This window comes from Candidatus Bathyarchaeia archaeon (assembly GCA_038882715.1).
Classification (GTDB): Archaea; Thermoproteota; Bathyarchaeia; order Bathyarchaeales; family DTEX01; genus DTEX01.
On sequence record JAVZNR010000001.1, the window covers coordinates 22,888 to 40,122 of the forward strand.

A 17,235-nucleotide genomic window follows, 5' to 3' on the forward strand; every position below is an offset into this window, starting at 1 on the left:
TTATGGATAGGGATGTCTTCAAGATTGCGGAAAACGTTTACTGGGTTGGTGTGAGGGACTGGAACCGTAGGCTATTTGACGCGTTAATTCCTCTGTCTAGGGGAACATCCTACAACGCCTATCTTATCGCGGGCGATGGTGGAAAAGCTTTGATAGACACCGTGAACCCCGGCTTTGAGAAGGATCTCGAAGAGAAGATTCACACCGTTACAGGCCTAGAGGAAATAGATTATGTTGTCATGAACCATGCGGAGCCGGATCATGCTGGCGCAATCCCCTACATAATGGAGAGAGCACCTAAAGCGAAGCTTGTAACCACTAGTAGAGGAGCTAGGATGGCGCAGGTCTACTACCGTGTTCCACAGGAAAGAATAAGGGTTGTTAGCGACAATGAAGCCATAAACCTAGGCGATAAGACTCTCCTCTTCATAGAGGCGCCCATGCTCCATTGGCCTGAAACAATGTTCACATACCTAAAAGAGGACGGCATCCTTTTTCCATGCGACTTCTTCGGCGCCCACTTAGCCGACGGCGTCTACAGCGATGAGGTTGAGGACTATATTGTTCACGCTCAGAGATACTGGGGTGAAATAATGATGCCCTTTAGACTTATGGCGCAGAGAGCTCTCGATAAAATCGCTAATCTAGATATCCGCATTATGGCGCCCAGCCACGGCCCAATCCATAGGAAACCCGAATTCATCTTAAACGCCTATAAGAGGTGGGCTGCTGGTGAAACCCGCCGAAAAGCCGTTATAGCTTATGTGAGCATGTGGGGAAGCACCGATATGATGGTGAAACGGATAGCTGAGACATTAATGGCTGAGGGTGTTGAACTCGCCTTCCACAACCTCGCTGTAGCGGGCGCAGGCGACCTAGCAAAAGACCTCGTAGATTCAAGAGCCATAATTTTAGGCGCGCCAGCAGTCCTAGGAGGGGCTCATCCTCTATCAGTCTACGCCGCTTATCTCTTTAAGGCGCTTCGCCCACCAACAAGGTGGGCTGCCATTTTAAGCTCCTATGGTTGGGGCGGAGGCGCCGTGAAACAGATTCAGGAAATATTTAAAGACTTTAAGATTGAAGTCGTCGGCACATTTGAGATTAATGGTCCGCCAAGAGAGGAAGACATGAAGAAGATCGCTGAGTTGGGCAGATCCCTAGCCGACAAAATTAAGGGGTGAAGCTCAACGGTATACGAAAACTCTCATGTATGGGAGGACGCGCCTTATGGAAGGGAACTATTACGATGTGATAATTGTTGGCGGCGGGCCATCAGGGTTAACCGCCGCAATATATGCTTCCAGAATGGTGTTAAAAACACTTGTTCTAGAAGAGAACATGCCTGGCGGAAGAGCTCTGGAAGCACCGTTAATAGAGAACTTTCCCGGCTTTCCAGATGGGATATCTGGCGCTGAACTTGTTGAGAGAATGCTTAAGCAGGCTGAGCGCTTCGGCGCAGAGATACGGTTTCCGGAAGAGGTTCTCGACATGGATCTTTCGGGGCTGATTAAAAGCGTGGTTACCAGACATAGCAGATATTATGGCTACAGTGTTATAATTGCGACTGGAACGCAGAGAAAAAAGCTAACCGTCCCCGGGGAGGTAGAGTTTCTTGGCCGCGGCGTCTCGTACTGCGCTGTCTGCGATGCGCCATTCTTTAGAGACAGGGTTGTGGCCGTGGTCGGCTTCAATAATGAGGCGCTGGAAGACGCATTGTATATATTGGGCTTCGCAAGTAGAGTTATCATGGTATCTCATGGAGAGAAGACCGCTGTTGAGTGGGCTTTGCTCCAGCAAGCCCGCGAAAAGCGGAATATAGAGTTTATTGATGCAAAAGTTAAATCAATAAATGGCGACGTATATGTTAACTCTATAACCGTAATGGATCAAAAAGGAATTGTGGATATCCCTGTTAACGGGGTCTTCATAGTTTTAGGAAGTGTCCCAGTTACAAGCATCGTTAAGAAAGCCGGCATTATGGTCGATGAGAGGGGATGCATAAAAGTTGATAGAAGCCAATCAACTAACATTGAGGGTGTCTTCGCGGCTGGCGACTGCACATGTGGCGGAATGCAGGTGGCAACAGCCGTGGGCGAAGGGGCAATGGCAGCTTTACAGGCATATAGATATATCAAAAGGGTAAAAATGAAGGGAACGTAAGAAGATACGTCAGCGGTTTAATAGAAAACTTCTGTCCGCTAGATGGAGCTGAAAGATCTATTAATAAGTGGGCGCGGGTCTATAGATTATTAAGGTGGAGGATGGAGCTGCCTCGGACGATATTTCAATTCCATCAGTAAGCTGCTTGCCTGTTGCTTGACACGTCTTCCGATTTAGCTGTTCATCAACTATTTCAATAAGATAACGAGTTGTCTCCGATAATCCGCGTAATTTTAAATAAATTGATGGGTAACCGCATTCGCTTCTTCGAAACGCTAAGACAACGCCAGCACTAAGATCTGGGTCATGAAATTGATAAGTCATCCATGCATCATCAGCGGTGCTGTATGGCGTCAATGGATAGAAATCGCCAAAAAAGAATCGACATATCTCCTTGAACTCCTCGATGAGCGCTTTTGCAAAATCAACGTCGATAGGTTTGTCCGCTCTCCAATCCACATAACGGGGTAGATAACGACTATAGATCTCGTGTGATGCGTTAGGCGACCAAGGAACCCATAAGTTAACACCGCTATTCGCAGCACTCCTAAGCAGATACGCCTTAGGATAGCCGCATCCAGTAGCCGTTGTTGGGAGCCAAAGACTGATACCATACGTATGGCACTGCTGCCCAACCGGTTCAAAATACTGGTAATCGCTACGCCAAAGCACAATACTTCTTGAAATAGTCTCAAGATCAATTCGTCTGCCGCCAGATGCGCAATTATCAATTAGCAGGCCTGGATGCCTCCGCAAAAGCTCGTCCCAAAACTCATATAGTCCCTCAATGTAACGTATCTCCGTGATCCCCTGCCTATCCGGTGGATCGGCGGCACGCCAGAAGGGCAGCGGATCAATGTTAAAGTCATGCCGATAAATACTGATGCCTTCACTCTCAATCATCGCTGAGATATGTTCCGTCAGCCATTTCCGGGCGCTTTCATTACCAAGATTAAGCAGACCATTTGGGTTATCAGGGAGGCGTAAAACCCAGTCTGGATGCTCTCGGTCTATCCATGTGCCTTGAAAAACACGCTCGGGCTCAAACCATAAGATCATCCCTTTCATACCCATCCTTTTCACAGCGTCTGAAATGGGGCGAAGACCATTTGGGAAACCATCCTTACGCGGAAACCAGTTACCGACACCATTAGGCCAGCGCCCCTCAAACCAACCTGCATCAAGCCAAAAATATTCGACGCCATAACGGACAAACTGTGATGCGAAATTAATTTGATTCTGCTCAGTTGCTTGATTCGCTTCATCTGGCGGCCCGCATGATGAGCAGGAGAGAGGAAGCATAACAGATTTGCCATCCTGCTTAGGTGATCGATGCTTGAGAATGAAGCGGCGGAACATGTTTTGCCCGATAAGAAAATCATTGCCGCGCCAGAAGAGTAGCAATACGCGTGGAGTGCGGATCTCTTCGCCGCTATAAAGGCTTAAGCGAGTTAACTCCATACCAGCTTGGACTTTGACGCCATCTCCTTCATGCGTGAATAGTGACGACCATTGGCCAGACCAACCTATTGCAATTATGACTCCGCCCTCATCGGTGGCTTCAAGATTAAAGAAGGGCGATGCAGTTGTGTTTGATGAGCGCCCGCCAATTGGAGCAAAACTAAGTGTGGTGTTTTGTTTTATCTCTTCATGTATCGGCGCGAAATCATTTCGCTGAGCACTACTGCCGAGAGAACGATGGAGAATGAAGCCTTTACTTGACTGAGATATGAATTTCAGATCAAGCGTTTGAATATCCTCGATCAGCGGCGACTTATTGGCGGCACCTTTAAGAAAATTAAACCTTAGGACCCACTCAACAGCTGGGAAATCTGAGAATAATGTGCATTCGCATTTCAATTCAAGGTTTGTTTGCGGGTCACCCCAAGTGAAAAGGCATAGGGATCTTTCATCATCAATTTGTTTCTGCTCGCTCGCAAAATCCCATGAATGAATAAAATACGATGAAGGCTTACCGGCGTAAGTAAATGAGAATGGCGGTATAGTGTTTTGAGCGAAAATCCGCATTACCCAGGTTTTAACCTCTACAGAATCCGCGAGAGACCAAACGAGGGGGAACATGACTGGATATATGGATAAATAGTGTCATAAATCTTTTTAGCGGTGGCTTTAGAGGCGTAAGGAGACACTAAAGAAAAAGTGAATTTAAAGTGACGCTAGATTTGATGCTAAAGTTGCTGGCAAAGATATGCGAGATTTCATTTGTTTTCATTTCAATTTTTCTTCAAGCCTTCTATTAACTTCGTCCCAGTTGACTATGTTCCAGAAGGCTTCGACGAAGTCCGCTCTCCTATTCTTGTAGTCTATGTAGTAGGCGTGTTCGAAGACGTCTAGGACCATTAGGATTGGGAAGGTCGGATATATGTTAGTATTATGCTTCTCTATCTGCATAATTATTAGGCGTCCGGTCTGCCCGCATATTGTCAGCGCAGCCCAACCGGAACCCTCAACGCTGACAGCAGCCTGAGTAAACTCCTTCCTAAACCTCTCAAAGCTCCCGAACTCGCCCTCGATGAGACTGGCTAGTTTTCCGCCAGGTTTGCCGCCGCCCTTACCTGGAGGAGCAAGGTTCCTCCAGAACAACGAGTGCAGCAAGTGCCCTCCAATGTTCCATGAGAACTCCTTTAAAGCCGCCTTCACATCTATATCCGCGTTCTCTCTTCGGGCGCTGTCCAGCCTCCTAAGTATAGCATTAGCCCCATTAACATAGGCTTGGTGATGAACCGTGTGATGAACTCGCAGCTGCTCCTCAGACATATATGGCGCTAAATCACCATAACCGTAGGGCAGCTGAGGCAAAACATATAATTTAGCGGTCTCCAACAAGAAACCTCCCTAAACAATATATTCTTTATTACGACATTTATATTTATTTTAACCTATTCTCCTGAACATGTTTTTTGAGGCCCCGCATATTGGGCAAACCCAGTTGTCCGGCAACTCCTTGAATGGTGTTCCCGGCGCTATATTTTGGGTTGAGTCGCCTATCTCTGGGTCGTAGATGTAGCCGCAGATCCGGCACTCCCACTTATCCAATTTTCAGCCCCCAATCTAGGTTATAACATGCTTTAGAATTTCTTTATTTTATCCCTAGTGGCGCCGCATATTGGGCATCTGTCAAGTTCTTCTTCCGACGTGTAGCCGCACACGCTACATATGTATATTGCTTCCAGCGATATGTCTTTGCCGCTTTCAACGGATTGCTTAGCCCTCTGATACATTGCCGCATGGATCTTCTCCGCCTGCAGAGCCCACTTAGTCGTCCTCTGGGCGCCCCTCTCATCCTGTAGCTTAGCAACAGCGTTATACGCCGGATACATTTCGTTAACCTCATAGGTTTCTCCGTTTATAGCCTCCTGAAGGTTATCCGCTGTACTGCGAATCATTCCCAAAACACTGTAATGGTTAGCGGCGTGAACCTGCTCAGCGTACGCTATGGCCCTAAATAGCCTAGCAACATTCCTAAACCCATCTTCCTCAGCCTTCTCTGCGAAAATCAGGTAACGCATATGCGCTTGGCTTTCCCCGGCGAAAGCGCTCTTTAAATTATCTTCAGTCATCTTTCTCATGTATATAATTCCTCCATAACCTCACAATAAATTTATTATTCTGTATTAAATTTAAAAGTTTTATGTGTGTTTTTCGGATAAAAAATAGTTAAATAATGAATTAAGGTGAAGGAAAGTATGGTGGATAATACTGATTTAGCAATCCTAAAGATCTTGCAGAAAGATGCTAGCGTATCTTTCACTGAGATTGCTCATCAGCTTAAGGTAAGTGAGTCCACTGTTAGAAAGAGAGTGGAGAAGATGAGGCAGGAAGGTGTTATAAAGAGGTTCACGGTTATAGTTGAGCCCTCTAAGATAGGTTTTAACGTTATTGCGATAGTTGGCATAGACGTTGAGCCTTCAAAGATTCTAGAGGTGTCCCAGAAGCTATGTGAGCTGCCCGAGACAAGATATGTGGCTACTTCCACAGGAGACCACATGATTATGGTTGAGGTGTGGGCTAAAGATACAAGGGATTTAATGAGAATAATATCGGAGCGAATAGGCGCAATAGACGGCGTTAAAAGAGTTTGCCCCTCAATAATATCGGAGAAACTTAAAGAATAGTTAGCGGAACGCTAATATTGTAGTCTAAGACTCTATTATTGTTTATCGTCCCGTAGCGGAGGACAGTTGGTGGAAAATTTGACCGTGAAAGATGATTTGCTGGATTTTATTAGGAAACAGATCACTGTTGAGAATGAAATTGTGAAGTCTCTCAACGAAGCCCTACAGGATATGCAAAACCCGGCCGTTAAAGGGGTTTTGAGGGGGATATCCCTAGACTCCGCTAAGCACACAGACATGTATGCCTCAGCCCTAACGCTTTTAACAACAGCGCCGCAGGCCCTTTCGCAGGAGCAGCTTGATAGGCATAGAATGGTTGTGGAGAAGCATATACGGATAGAGGCCGAGCTAATAGAGAAGATTAACAGCATTCTACCTACTGTGGAGAACGAGAAGGTTAAGCTACTCCTAACAGCTATATTAGAGGATGAGAAAAGGCATCACGCACTCCTAAAACAGGTTCTGGAGATCATTGTTCGCGGAGAAACAATAACTGAAGACGAGTGGTGGGATATAGTGTGGAAAAGCACACCATTTCATGGAGCCCCCGGAGGATAGGATGAAAATAATCCGGGAGTTGATGTAAAGTATTTAAGCGAATACATAAATATATTTAAGGTAAAGGAGGTAAAAATTTGGCTTCCAAAGAACTTCTGGATTTATTGAATGATGCTATAGCGCGCGAACTTCAGGTATCCATACAATACATATGGCAGCACGTCCAGTGGAGCGGCGTTAAGGGCTTCGCCGTCCAAGAGGAGTTGAAGAAGATAGCCATAACCGAGATGAAGCATGCTGAAGCTATAGCGGAAAGGCTTGTCTATTTAGGCGGCACCCCAACAACTAAGCCTTCAGAAATATTTGTGGGGAAGACGCTGAAAGAGATGATTGAGCGGGACGTGAAAGACGAGGAGAACGCGATAAAACTCTATAAAATAATAATAGAGAAGGCTCGCAAAGAAAACGATGTAACAACGGCAGTTCTATTCGAAGGAATACTAAAGGATGAAGAAGAACACCACGACTTCTTCACAACACTCCTAGAAGAAATCTAAAATAGATTCCCGTCAAACTCAATCCAATTTTTTCCTCTTATTCTCAAAATTATTGTAAGGCTTAAATTAACAGTTTTCCTTAAAAGGTATTGTGGTGAAATTATGGCGAGCGTGCTGGATGTTGATGCTGAGGACTGGGAAAGAGAGGTTTTACAGTCCGACATATTAACCGTTGTGGATTTCTGGCATGAGAGGTGCCCATGGTGCATTAGGCTGAACCCGGTCTTCGAGGAGGTTGCTGAGGAGTATAGGGATAGGGCAAAATTCGTGAGATTCAACGTGCTTAAGAGCCCTAGGAATAGGGATATAGCGATTAGAAACGGCGTTATGGGTACGCCCACAATCGCCTTCTACTGCAGCGGCAGACATATCAGCTCAATAGTCGGCTTTGTTCCAAAAGCCCACCTAAAACATGTTATTGAGGATATAATGGAGCGCTATAGAGAATGCGTCAAACAAAGCACGAAACTAGAGTAACTTGATACGACTCCTATAACATTAGCCTTTTTTTATTGATGAGATGGAAACCATGATGTATCTCCCAGACGCGCTATCTAAGCTATTATTGCAGAAATAGTTTCGTGATTAATTTTAATGGATACAAAAGCATCAACATGACGCTGCGCTGTTAAGAGAGGCTGCTGTTCATCTCATAAACCTTTTCATAATGGTCTCTAATATTTTCTCGGCGCATTCCTCTGGGCTGATCTTATCCGAGTCAACCGTGACCTCCGGGTCTAACGGCTCCTCATATGGTGCCCCTAACCCCGGAACAGTTTTGCTCTCGCCCTTAAAGGCTTTAGCGTAAACCTCTCTAGGCGCTCCATAGGCGTCCGCTTTACGCTTAGACTCCCTCTCAATGCAGACCTCTAGGGGGCATCTTAAGTAGGCTTCCATAAATGATGGTATCTGGCGCCTAGCGTTATCGCGGTACCTACGCCTATTGCCAGTAGCATCAATAATAACGTTCACACCGTTCTCCGTTAGAATCTTAGCGATGTAGACGAGCGCGCCGTAAACAATGTCGCGTTCCTCCTCAGTGTATTTGGGGTTAGGCGTTATAACCCTACGTAGAGCATCCGAAGAAAGAACATAAGCGTGTACGCCCATTGCCTTAAGCTTATCGGCCAATAGATGTGCGACAGTGGACTTGCCGCTGCCGGGCAAACCGGTAACCCAAACGCACCAGCCACTGTTAAACATTTTCACCCTTTCCTTCGGCGCGTAACTATTAGTCCATATATCCCATGATAGCCTATTAGTAGACCCGCAAATGATGACGTGAACGCGGCTATCGATAGAACATACGATTTCTCTAGAATCCCGATGACCATGAGAAACGATATTAAGAAGCTTACTACTAGCATTATTCCCCCGATGATTATTTCAATATGTTCTTTTCGCATGTTAACCATAAAGCCAACACTTCACATAATGCCCTCTACTGGCTTCTATTAATGGGGGCTCCTTAACGTCACATACCCCTTTCATGAAGTTTGGGCATCTTGGATTAAAGCGGCAGCCTGTCGGCGGATTTATTAGGTTGGGTGGTTCACCCACCGGCACATCTCTAATTATAAGGCGGTTTGCCGGGTCAGGATCCGGTATAACGTTCAGTAAAGCTTTAGTATACGGATGTAACGGGTTGACCAATATTTCCCTTGTTTCAGCAACCTCAAAAATATGGGCTGCATACATTATACAAATTTTCTCCGAGAAGTATTTTGTGGTGGAAAGGTCGTGTGTTATATATATTATGCTCAGACTATATTTCTGCTGCAATTCTTGGAGCAGATTTAAAATCTCTATTCTAACTGATGCATCTAGCATGGAGACGGGCTCATCGGCAACTATCATCCTTGGCTCTAGGATTGTAGCTCTGGCTATAACCAGCCTCTGCTGCTGCCCCCCACTCAACATATGCGGATACTTATTGATGAAGTCTTCAACTGGTATCAGCTTAACCCTCTCTAAGGCCCTATAAATTCTCTCTTCTTTATCCTTCTTACTTTCTATTCCATTAATTATCAGCGGCTCCTCCAATATCCTCTTCACGGTCATGAATGGCGGTAACGCACCAAAAGGATCCTGCTGGACTAAGCCTGTCTCACGTCTATACCACTTTAAATCTTTCCACTTTAAATGAGTTATATCTTTTCCATCAAATATTATTCTTCCATCGGTTGGCTCATACAGCCTAAGTATTGTTTTGCCGAGAGTTGTCTTTCCACAGCCGCTCTCACCGACCACCGCGACAGCTTCCCCTCTATTTAATGTTAGGTTCACATTATCGACAGCCTTTAGATAGAGTTTCCTGCCGAATAAACCTCTTTTTATCTCAAAATACTTTTTCAGGTTTTCGACCATCAATAATGGTGTGCTCATACTCCTACTCCTTCGCATAAAGCCAACATTTAACATAAAAATCTTCATTCAAATAGGTTATAGGAGGATCCTCAATGCATTTACCGAAGGCAAATGGGCATCTTTCAGCGAACCTACATCCCCTAGGCGGATTTAAGAGGCTAGGCGGCGAGCCGGGTATGAAACCTAGCTTCTTATCGGTTCTAAGCGTCGGGACGCTCTCCATTAACTTTTGGGAGTATGGGTGCTTCGGATCGCCATAAAATTTTTCCGTCGTATTAAACTCAACTATTTGGCCAGCGTACATCACCGCAATTTTATCCGCTAATTCGCTTGAGAGCCCGATGTCATGGGTTATAAATATCATACTTAACCCTACATCTCTCTTAATGCTCTTTAAAAGGTTCATGATGCTAGCTTGAGTTAACACGTCCAGGGAGGAGGTAGGCTCATCTAGAATCATCAGTTCCGGGTTTGTAAGGAGAGCCATCGCTATTATTATTCGCTGCTTCATTCCACCGCTTAACTCAAATGGATAGCACTCTATGAAGCTTTCACTTATGCCAACTTTTCTTAATGCTTCAACAGCCTTCTTAAGTGCTTCCCTTTTATCCATCTTATGGATTAGGATGAGGGGCTCTATCATCTGCTCTCCAACCTTAACTACAGGGTTCAAGGAATTCAGCGCTGCCTGCGGGACATACGTAATCTTACTCCATCTAATTCTCTTCCTGAATTCTTCTTCGTCTAAACCCGCTATGTTTGTGCCGTTAAACATGATCACACCCTTGTATACAGAAACATTTCTGGGCAGCAACCTTATTATTGACTTTGCTAGTGAACTCTTTCCGCAGCCAGATTCACCTATTATGGCGATCGTTTCCCCTTTAGATAATGAAAAGGACACGTCATCGACCGCTCTAACTTCGCCCCTCATCGTCCTGTAATACATCACTAAATTCTTTACGTTCAAGTGTTCCCCGACCATTTACATCTCCTTTAACCTTGGATTAAATATTTTATCTAGTGCGAAGCCCAGCATCGCGAAGCTTAGCGAGGTCAAAGCTAACATTACTGACGGTTGTAAAACCCAGTAATATAACCCTTTATATAATGCTCCCTGCGTATATGCGTCATCAATTATTTTCCCCCATGTAGGGGCTAACGGGTCACCTAAGCCAAGTATCGCCAACGCGGCCTCAAGGAAGACGAAGTCTGCAACCGAGATAACTATTGATGGAATCATTGTTGGGAGAACCTTCGGGATCAAATAAAACATTATTATTCTAAGGTTACCAGCCCCGTAGGCTCTAGCAGCCTCCACGTATGGAAATTCCTTGACCTGTAGGAAAATTGCTCTATAATTTTTAACACCACTGCCGAACACCGTGAGCGCTATGACAACTGCTAAAAGAACCCATATATTGAACTTATAGAACGTGGATATCATTATTAGTAGCGGTAGGAATGGAAGAATCATAAAGACTTCGGTAACCCTTTGTAGAACAGTATCCGCCTTCCCTCCAAACCAGGCGCTAATGGCTCCGATAAACATCTGTATTAAAGCTATTGTGACCGAAGCGGTTACGCCGAAGGAGAGCGCTATAGGCGTGCCCCATAAGAGCGCTATGCTTAGATCCCTTCTATAATGATCTGTACCAGCCAATCCATAAACCTTGCCATACACTACTAATTTAGCATTCAGATCCGCATTAGACTCGAAGGCGATACCATCTATTAGAAGCTCATATGTTCCCTTCATAACTTTAACCGTGTCAGGGTTCAAAATACTGGCATCCTCCTGCGCAAAGAGCAGAATTGTGACCGGTGTCTCATATTCTATAGTAACGTTGATCTTCTTTGAAATATATCTCCTAAGATCCTTAGCCACATCCTCGTCGCCTGACACATAATATCTATCTTCCCTCGATACTAAAAGCGTCTTTAGATTTATTTGGTCCCCATTGGGTTTAACCCAGTAAATTGTCAAATAGGGGCTAGATTCGTTAAATTTCGCCTTAAAAAACAGGTTTATTTCGCTTGGAAAATCATCATATTCATAGTTAAATGAAAACTTAATCTTAATAATACTGAACTTTTCAGTGGGAACTATCGCCTTAGAGACGCCTACTTGAGCTTTCTCCGTGGTTAAAACTATTGTTTCTGGAAGCCTTTTCTGTGAAAAAATGTTCATCCATGATGGTAGGGCGTTACGTGGGTTATCCAGCCAATACTGTTCGCCAGCTCTCCAGAGCCGCGTAGCTTCCTCATAGGGTAGGGTTATGATCGTATAAATAGAGACCCCGACTAGAAACAGGATGATGATTGATCCAATGAGCGCAGACTTGTAAAGCAGTAATTGACTTAAGGCTTGCTTAACCTTCGACAATTTTTATGTCCCTCCAGCCCTGATCCTCGGATCTAAGAGCACATAAACGAATTCAAGAACGAACACCGTTGCTGCGAGGAGGTAAGCGTAAATGACTACGAGCCCTACGAGTACAGGTGTATCAAATATCACGGATGCCGCGTAGAATAGGCTTCCTATCCCAGGCCAGTTGAACACCCTCTCGGTTATTATTGCTCCCATCCATGAGCCGATCAATGTTAATGAGAAGTCTGTTATTATTGGTGGTAGTGTTGGTCTAAGTATATATCTCCTCTGTATTAGGGAGTCCGGTAAACCCTTAGCCTTTGCAAACTCCACATAATCCTCGCTTGAAAACATTAGGAAGAATGTTCTCCTCACATAGACGTTTATGAACGAGTAAGCTATTAGCCAAGATAAGACCGGTAGAATCATATGTTTTAGGACGCTTAAAGCGTAAGCCAATCTATCCGTCGGCGGCGGGATATCAACCATTCCCCCATATGGCAATAGCCTTAGGAATGAGGCAAAAATTAATATGAGGAATATTCCGTAAAACCACCCGGGTAGGGATGAGAGGGGGGCAAGTAAGACTGAGAGCCTATCCAGAAAACTTCCATATCTCCTTGAGAGGAATAGCCCGAGAAACAATCCTATAAAGAATAGTATCATCTGCGTTGTTGTAAATAGGAGAACGGTGTTTGGCAGCCTTTCAAGAATTATTATCCGGACATTCTTCGACCCGCTGTCGCTGCTTAAGAATAGTGCTCTTCCAAGACTGAGAGTTATGGCATCCCTCAAATAAATGAAGCTTCTATATATGAACGGTTTGTCAAAACCTATTTTCTTCAGCTCATTATCATAAATTTCATTTATTATTTTCATTATTTGGGTCTCATTTAATCCCCTATACAGAGGGTTTTGCCGAACGCTCTGCGAAACTGAGAGGAGTATATCGCTCTTAATTATTTCATCGACGTATCCGCCCATGTTTGCAATCCAAATTGTTACATAGACTGCAATAACTACAGTCACTAAAAGCGTGACAGCGCGCTTCAATATATACTTCGCTACTCTTGTAAACATTCGCTCCTTCCTCGTGATCTAGAGAAAAAATAGGTGAAAAGGATAAATAAAAAAGTAGTGGTTTTTCTTTACTTCTTTCTTAGCATTGGTAGTATTATCGCTACTACGGAGAGTATTATGGCTATTACGCCAACGTACATGGCTGTTGTGGCTGCACCCACCATACCTCTCAGCTCATCAATCCTCGCATTAAGCTCATTGATTTTGCCTTCCAGCCCAGACTTTAGATCAGACATCTTTATTTCGTAGTCGGCTTTAGCCTTCGCCAACTCGCTCATAAGATATTCTGTTTCACTCATAACGATAGCTGACCCGCTCGCAGATACTGGCATGCCAACTAGTTTAGACACAGCTATCACATCTATGCTGGCCGCCCCGGCAGCCAACATTGACGTCTCCTCCGGCTTAAGTTTAATAACCCATTCGCCGTCCGCTACCGGTTCAGCGGTGCCGATAAGCGTTATTGTTGGACTGGTAACAATATACTTGACATAGCTCATATCTGCCGCACCGTATGGTTTGCCCTCAAATGTTACTGAAACCCTAATCTCCGCTGAGAGACCAGGCACAATTTTAGGTGCAGCGGCAATTTTAACCTCCGGTATCATAGGCTTAGAGAATTTAAGCCACTTGTCGGCTGAGTCTATGAATTCTCTGTTAGCCTTCAACACCACTATTCTAGCTGTTGGGTCGACTCTATCTAGGTAGAATGGCCCATGACCGATGAGGAAGTGGCCCTTCGCCTCATACCACCTCTTCAAGTTATTATATCTTTCTAGAGCTTCTGCCTCGCTAACATATTTGCCTAGCACGTTCTTGTAGGGTATGAATTTCTCTGAAATGGCTTTGTCTAAGGATTCGGCAAGTATTGGTATTGATGGACCAGCAATATAGCTCATCCACTCAACTTTAAGGCTCTCAGCCTTATCGGCTGAGAATGCCAGCTTATTATCCGCCTCAGCAAGCCAGCCGATGGCAACCATATGCCATGGGGCCGGGCCATACGTGTACTCTGGGTAGAATGCTGTTGCAGCAGCCCACGCTATCCACTCAGCGTCAAGGTACAGTTGATCCGAATAGTATTCTATGACCAATGGATTAGTGCTCAATATCTTAAAGCCCTTAAAGTACTCTCTAAAAGCCTCAAATGTGGGAACATATGATTCATCGTAAACCGGGCTTTCAGACTTAGCTCTATCAAAAGTCAATATATAGGCGAACACAAAGTCTGCCAGCGAGAGTTTACTGCCATCATGGAACTTTATGTTAAATAAGTTATCGTCGTAGTAGACTACGGTCTTCGTTTTGGCTTTTGTTCCTGAAGGAGCATAAACTATCTCCTGCTTCTCCGGGTTCCAATCATACCATGCGTCCGTTGGCACCGCTATTTCGTCAACAAATTTTAGAGACACCCAGTCTAGGGTGACGTCCACAGGCAATCCTTTTTCGACATAGACCTCTGCTTTTTTAACCCTCTGTGGCCAGTAGAGTCCGGTGAACGGGTCTGGCATAACGGCTGGGTCAGATAAAGCCCTATAGAACATGGCATCATATATCCAGTCGCTTCCACTAACAGGATTTATAGGGTCTACGAGTAGATCTGTAGACATTATTCTAACCGTGCCGCCAACCTTATCAATGTATCTAATAGTGTATGGCCATAACCTTGCGCCAGAGAAACCTGCTGCCAAGTCATACGTTAGCGATACCTCTTTTCTAGCTGGCCAAGGAGCTGTCTGACTAACCAGCCACACTCTCACGGAATCCTTCATTGAAAGCGTTAGGGCTTTCCTCATGAGATCGTCTCTTTCTTCAATGGTTCTATAGTCTCTAGTCCATAATCTACCAGCTACGTAGTCGAATTCTGGTGCTGGCTTATAAGCGCTCCATAGGGGCCCTAAACCAGCCCTCGGCGTATAGAAGAAGCCAAAGTTATCCGCTTCGTCCCTAGAGACAAGGGTTGTTATCCATCCACCCGTATAGACGTGCCATTTTCCATCCGCTGGGTTGCCTCTAATCCATATGGGCGCTGCCTCCCTACTGGTCTTATATTGCCTGTCAACTGTGAAACCCAGCTTCTCAAGCTGCGAGGCCACATAATCGCCTATTGCTCTCCTCTGGTCTTCAACCCTAATAATGAATATTATTGTAACCGGCTCATCCTTATAATGCCATTTTCCGCCAACGAGCTGGGCGCCGAGCTTAATCATCTCCTCAGTAATTATCTCCCTAGCCTTCTCAAAATTGTAACTGTACTCCCTCTCGATCTCCTTGACTACGTCTGCGTATCTCGCATAGTCTGGGAAGGCTGGCGTCAGGGTCGTGTATCTCGGCACGCCCATTCCGGCCATTATCTCATCACAGATATATTTTCTATCAACTAGGTAGTTCATCGCTTCCCTTATCTGCGGGACAGAGAAAGGATTCAATTTACCAGTTGCAGGAAACTCTGGCCCCACAGGGTTAAATGTCAATTCAAAGTATAATCCATAAGATGTAACGTACCAGAGATCCGGTGAAGCCTTTATCTTCTTGAACAACTCTGGATCCCTTATATCCCTAAAGTACACTTGTATCTCGTTTTTAAGCAACATATCCACGGTCTTCGCTTCATCTGTTTCCACAGAGAATACGACTTCGTCAACCCATGGACCCTTGGGGGCAGCTTGAGCTGAAGCCGCAGGAACATTTGCTAACACTATGCTAAGAGCAAAGGTTGTCAGAAGGAATGCTGCTAATATATTTGTTTTAAATTTCATATCAGACATCACTCCTAAGAGATATATGAGGCCCCATCTTGTTAATAAAATTTTTCAATCAAATATGAAAAGAAGGTATCAGAAGCCTTGAAAATTTATCATGCCTTAGTTTAGGGAAACAAGAGATTTATATTTTTCACGTCAACCTTTTCGATTTCCAAGATGTCTCTTATGAACCCGAATATTTTCATCCTCGTCTCCCTTGCTAGGTTTGGATACCATATTGGTGACGCTATTACTAAGCCTCTCCACGCATAGTATGGTTGTACAACTGTTAGGATTTCTTCGTCCCCAGTCTTGTTCAAGTAGTTTTCCCAGAATAGATCGAACAGCCTCTTAAACGGGTCTTTTATTTCGCCGTATGCCTGCAACGAGTAGAATAGATAGTTTATCGTCATGGCTGCTAAGTCGTCTGCCGGTTCACCCCACTCGCCGCGACTGCGGTCTAAGGCTGTGAAGTCTGTACCCTCGCGGAACAATATGTTCCATGGGTGGAAGTCTCCGTGAACCCTAGCGCACCTATAGGCCTTCTTCTTCAGCCTCCAGCGCCAATCGACGCATTTACGCTCAATCTCCATCAACGTCTTCTCGCCAGCGTAATCCAGCCCCGGCGGATAGCTGTCTATTAAGCCCATTATGCATTCCCCATGCCCAACAAGATCCCTAACACGCCTAACATAAAGCGGTTCCAGCCCAGCACCCTTAACCGAGTGAACTTCAACGAGGTAGTCTGATAAAGCCAGGCAACGCTCAACGTCTAGGCTTGTTAATTCACCCCTAGATTTTATCGCCTCTAAATCTAGATAGTAGGGTTTACCCTCAACAAACTCCGTCAATATGAAGAACTCCCTGCAGTCTCCAAGCGATTTTAGCGCTCCGCCCGCCGTGAACGCGCCAACATCAATGGATCTCACATGCTTTGGTAGGTTGTTGAAGGCTGAGTACTGCCATAAAAGTATCTGGGCTCTATCCGAAAAATGCTCGTGTCCGAAGCCGCCCGGCCTAATAGTCTCCAAAACAACCCTCTTAACCTCATCGTTAACTGAGATCTCAATTAAATATGGGACGCCGTAGCCGAACCCCTTAAGCTCCTCGCCGCTTTTCTCCTTTCCGGAAGCCATCTCTAAAACCCTCAGAACATCAGCCTTAGGCCCATAAACCTCACGAAAATACTTTCTTAAACTCTCTAAGCCCGATAAGGCTATCTCCATTAAGCATCCTCCGTAAACCAATTATAATAACGCTGGGGCCATATTTAAAAATCCTATTGCGGACGAAGCTTCAAGCGTTCACGAGGCAAGGTCAGG

At 45.0% G+C, this 17,235-nt stretch carries 18 protein-coding genes; 6 read left to right on the forward strand and 12 right to left on the reverse strand.

Features of this window, described 5'->3' with window-relative positions; all coding sequences use genetic code 11:
* The first annotated feature begins 2 nt into the window (after nt 1-2).
* Together QXR61_00135 and QXR61_00140 are read left to right on the forward strand one after the other, a co-directional pair.
* On the forward strand, nt 3-1,181 hold the full coding sequence (locus QXR61_00135) for an FprA family A-type flavoprotein (GenBank protein ID MEM3756362.1): 1,179 nt from the start codon (nt 3-5) through the stop codon (nt 1,179-1,181).
* 46 nt (nt 1,182-1,227) lie between these two features.
* Nucleotides 1,228-2,160, forward strand: coding sequence for an FAD-dependent oxidoreductase (locus QXR61_00140; GenBank protein ID MEM3756363.1), 933 nt, complete (start codon nt 1,228-1,230; stop codon nt 2,158-2,160).
* Between the two features lie 60 nt (nt 2,161-2,220).
* Here the strand turns inward: QXR61_00140 and QXR61_00145 are convergent, their stop codons facing one another.
* From QXR61_00145 to QXR61_00160, 4 genes are all read right to left on the reverse strand, one after another.
* Nucleotides 2,221-4,188: an alpha-galactosidase gene (locus QXR61_00145; GenBank protein ID MEM3756364.1), complete on the reverse strand. Its 1,968-nt coding sequence runs from the start codon at nt 4,186-4,188 to the stop codon at nt 2,221-2,223.
* A 201-nt stretch (nt 4,189-4,389) separates the two neighbouring features.
* The gene (locus tag QXR61_00150; GenBank protein MEM3756365.1) at nt 4,390-5,004 is read right to left on the reverse strand and encodes a superoxide dismutase; all 615 of its coding nucleotides are present in this window, start codon (nt 5,002-5,004) and stop codon (nt 4,390-4,392) included.
* Nucleotides 5,005-5,055: 51 nt separating this feature from the next.
* The gene (locus QXR61_00155; protein MEM3756366.1) at nt 5,056-5,217 is read right to left on the reverse strand and encodes a rubredoxin; all 162 of its coding nucleotides are present in this window, start codon (nt 5,215-5,217) and stop codon (nt 5,056-5,058) included.
* A 32-nt stretch (nt 5,218-5,249) separates the two neighbouring features.
* Nucleotides 5,250-5,750 carry a rubrerythrin family protein gene (locus tag QXR61_00160; GenBank protein MEM3756367.1) on the reverse strand — a complete coding sequence of 167 codons (501 nt, stop codon included), beginning with the start codon at nt 5,748-5,750 and terminating at the stop codon, nt 5,250-5,252.
* 117 nt (nt 5,751-5,867) lie between these two features.
* Here QXR61_00160 and QXR61_00165 point away from each other — a divergent pair, with 117 nt between their 5' ends.
* From QXR61_00165 to QXR61_00180, 4 genes are all read left to right on the forward strand, one after another.
* Nucleotides 5,868-6,296, forward strand: a complete 429-nt coding sequence (locus QXR61_00165; GenBank protein MEM3756368.1) for an Lrp/AsnC family transcriptional regulator — start codon at nt 5,868-5,870, stop codon at nt 6,294-6,296.
* Between the two features lie 78 nt (nt 6,297-6,374).
* On the forward strand, nt 6,375-6,854 hold the full coding sequence (locus QXR61_00170; protein ID MEM3756369.1) for a hypothetical protein: 480 nt from the start codon (nt 6,375-6,377) through the stop codon (nt 6,852-6,854).
* A 77-nt stretch (nt 6,855-6,931) separates the two neighbouring features.
* A complete protein-coding gene (locus tag QXR61_00175) occupies nt 6,932-7,351 on the forward strand; it encodes a ferritin-like domain-containing protein (GenBank protein MEM3756370.1) in 420 nt (139 codons plus the stop codon).
* A 102-nt stretch (nt 7,352-7,453) separates the two neighbouring features.
* Nucleotides 7,454-7,828: a thioredoxin domain-containing protein gene (locus tag QXR61_00180; GenBank protein MEM3756371.1), complete on the forward strand. Its 375-nt coding sequence runs from the start codon at nt 7,454-7,456 to the stop codon at nt 7,826-7,828.
* Between the two features lie 168 nt (nt 7,829-7,996).
* Here QXR61_00180 and QXR61_00185 read toward each other — a convergent pair whose 3' ends face one another.
* From QXR61_00185 to QXR61_00220, 8 genes are all read right to left on the reverse strand, one after another.
* Complete coding sequence (locus QXR61_00185; GenBank protein MEM3756372.1) at nt 7,997-8,554, reverse strand: adenylyl-sulfate kinase; 558 nt, start codon at nt 8,552-8,554, stop codon at nt 7,997-7,999.
* Nucleotides 8,555-8,556: 2 nt separating this feature from the next.
* On the reverse strand, nt 8,557-8,766 hold the full coding sequence (locus QXR61_00190) for a hypothetical protein (protein ID MEM3756373.1): 210 nt from the start codon (nt 8,764-8,766) through the stop codon (nt 8,557-8,559).
* A complete protein-coding gene (locus tag QXR61_00195) occupies nt 8,759-9,736 on the reverse strand; it encodes an ABC transporter ATP-binding protein (protein MEM3756374.1) in 978 nt (325 codons plus the stop codon). Before QXR61_00195 ends, QXR61_00190 begins: the two co-directional genes overlap by 8 nt.
* A gap of 4 nt (nt 9,737-9,740) precedes the next feature.
* Nucleotides 9,741-10,703: an ABC transporter ATP-binding protein gene (locus QXR61_00200; GenBank protein ID MEM3756375.1), complete on the reverse strand. Its 963-nt coding sequence runs from the start codon at nt 10,701-10,703 to the stop codon at nt 9,741-9,743.
* Nucleotides 10,704-12,104 carry an ABC transporter permease gene (locus QXR61_00205; GenBank protein ID MEM3756376.1) on the reverse strand — a complete coding sequence of 467 codons (1,401 nt, stop codon included), beginning with the start codon at nt 12,102-12,104 and terminating at the stop codon, nt 10,704-10,706.
* A 3-nt stretch (nt 12,105-12,107) separates the two neighbouring features.
* Nucleotides 12,108-13,169 (reverse strand): ABC transporter permease, encoded by a 1,062-nt coding sequence (locus tag QXR61_00210; GenBank protein MEM3756377.1) that lies wholly within the window; start codon nt 13,167-13,169, stop codon nt 12,108-12,110.
* A 68-nt stretch (nt 13,170-13,237) separates the two neighbouring features.
* Complete coding sequence (locus tag QXR61_00215; GenBank protein ID MEM3756378.1) at nt 13,238-15,928, reverse strand: ABC transporter substrate-binding protein; 2,691 nt, start codon at nt 15,926-15,928, stop codon at nt 13,238-13,240.
* Between the two features lie 110 nt (nt 15,929-16,038).
* The gene (locus QXR61_00220; protein ID MEM3756379.1) at nt 16,039-17,139 is read right to left on the reverse strand and encodes a phosphotransferase; all 1,101 of its coding nucleotides are present in this window, start codon (nt 17,137-17,139) and stop codon (nt 16,039-16,041) included.
* Between the last annotated feature and the right edge of the window lie 96 nt (nt 17,140-17,235).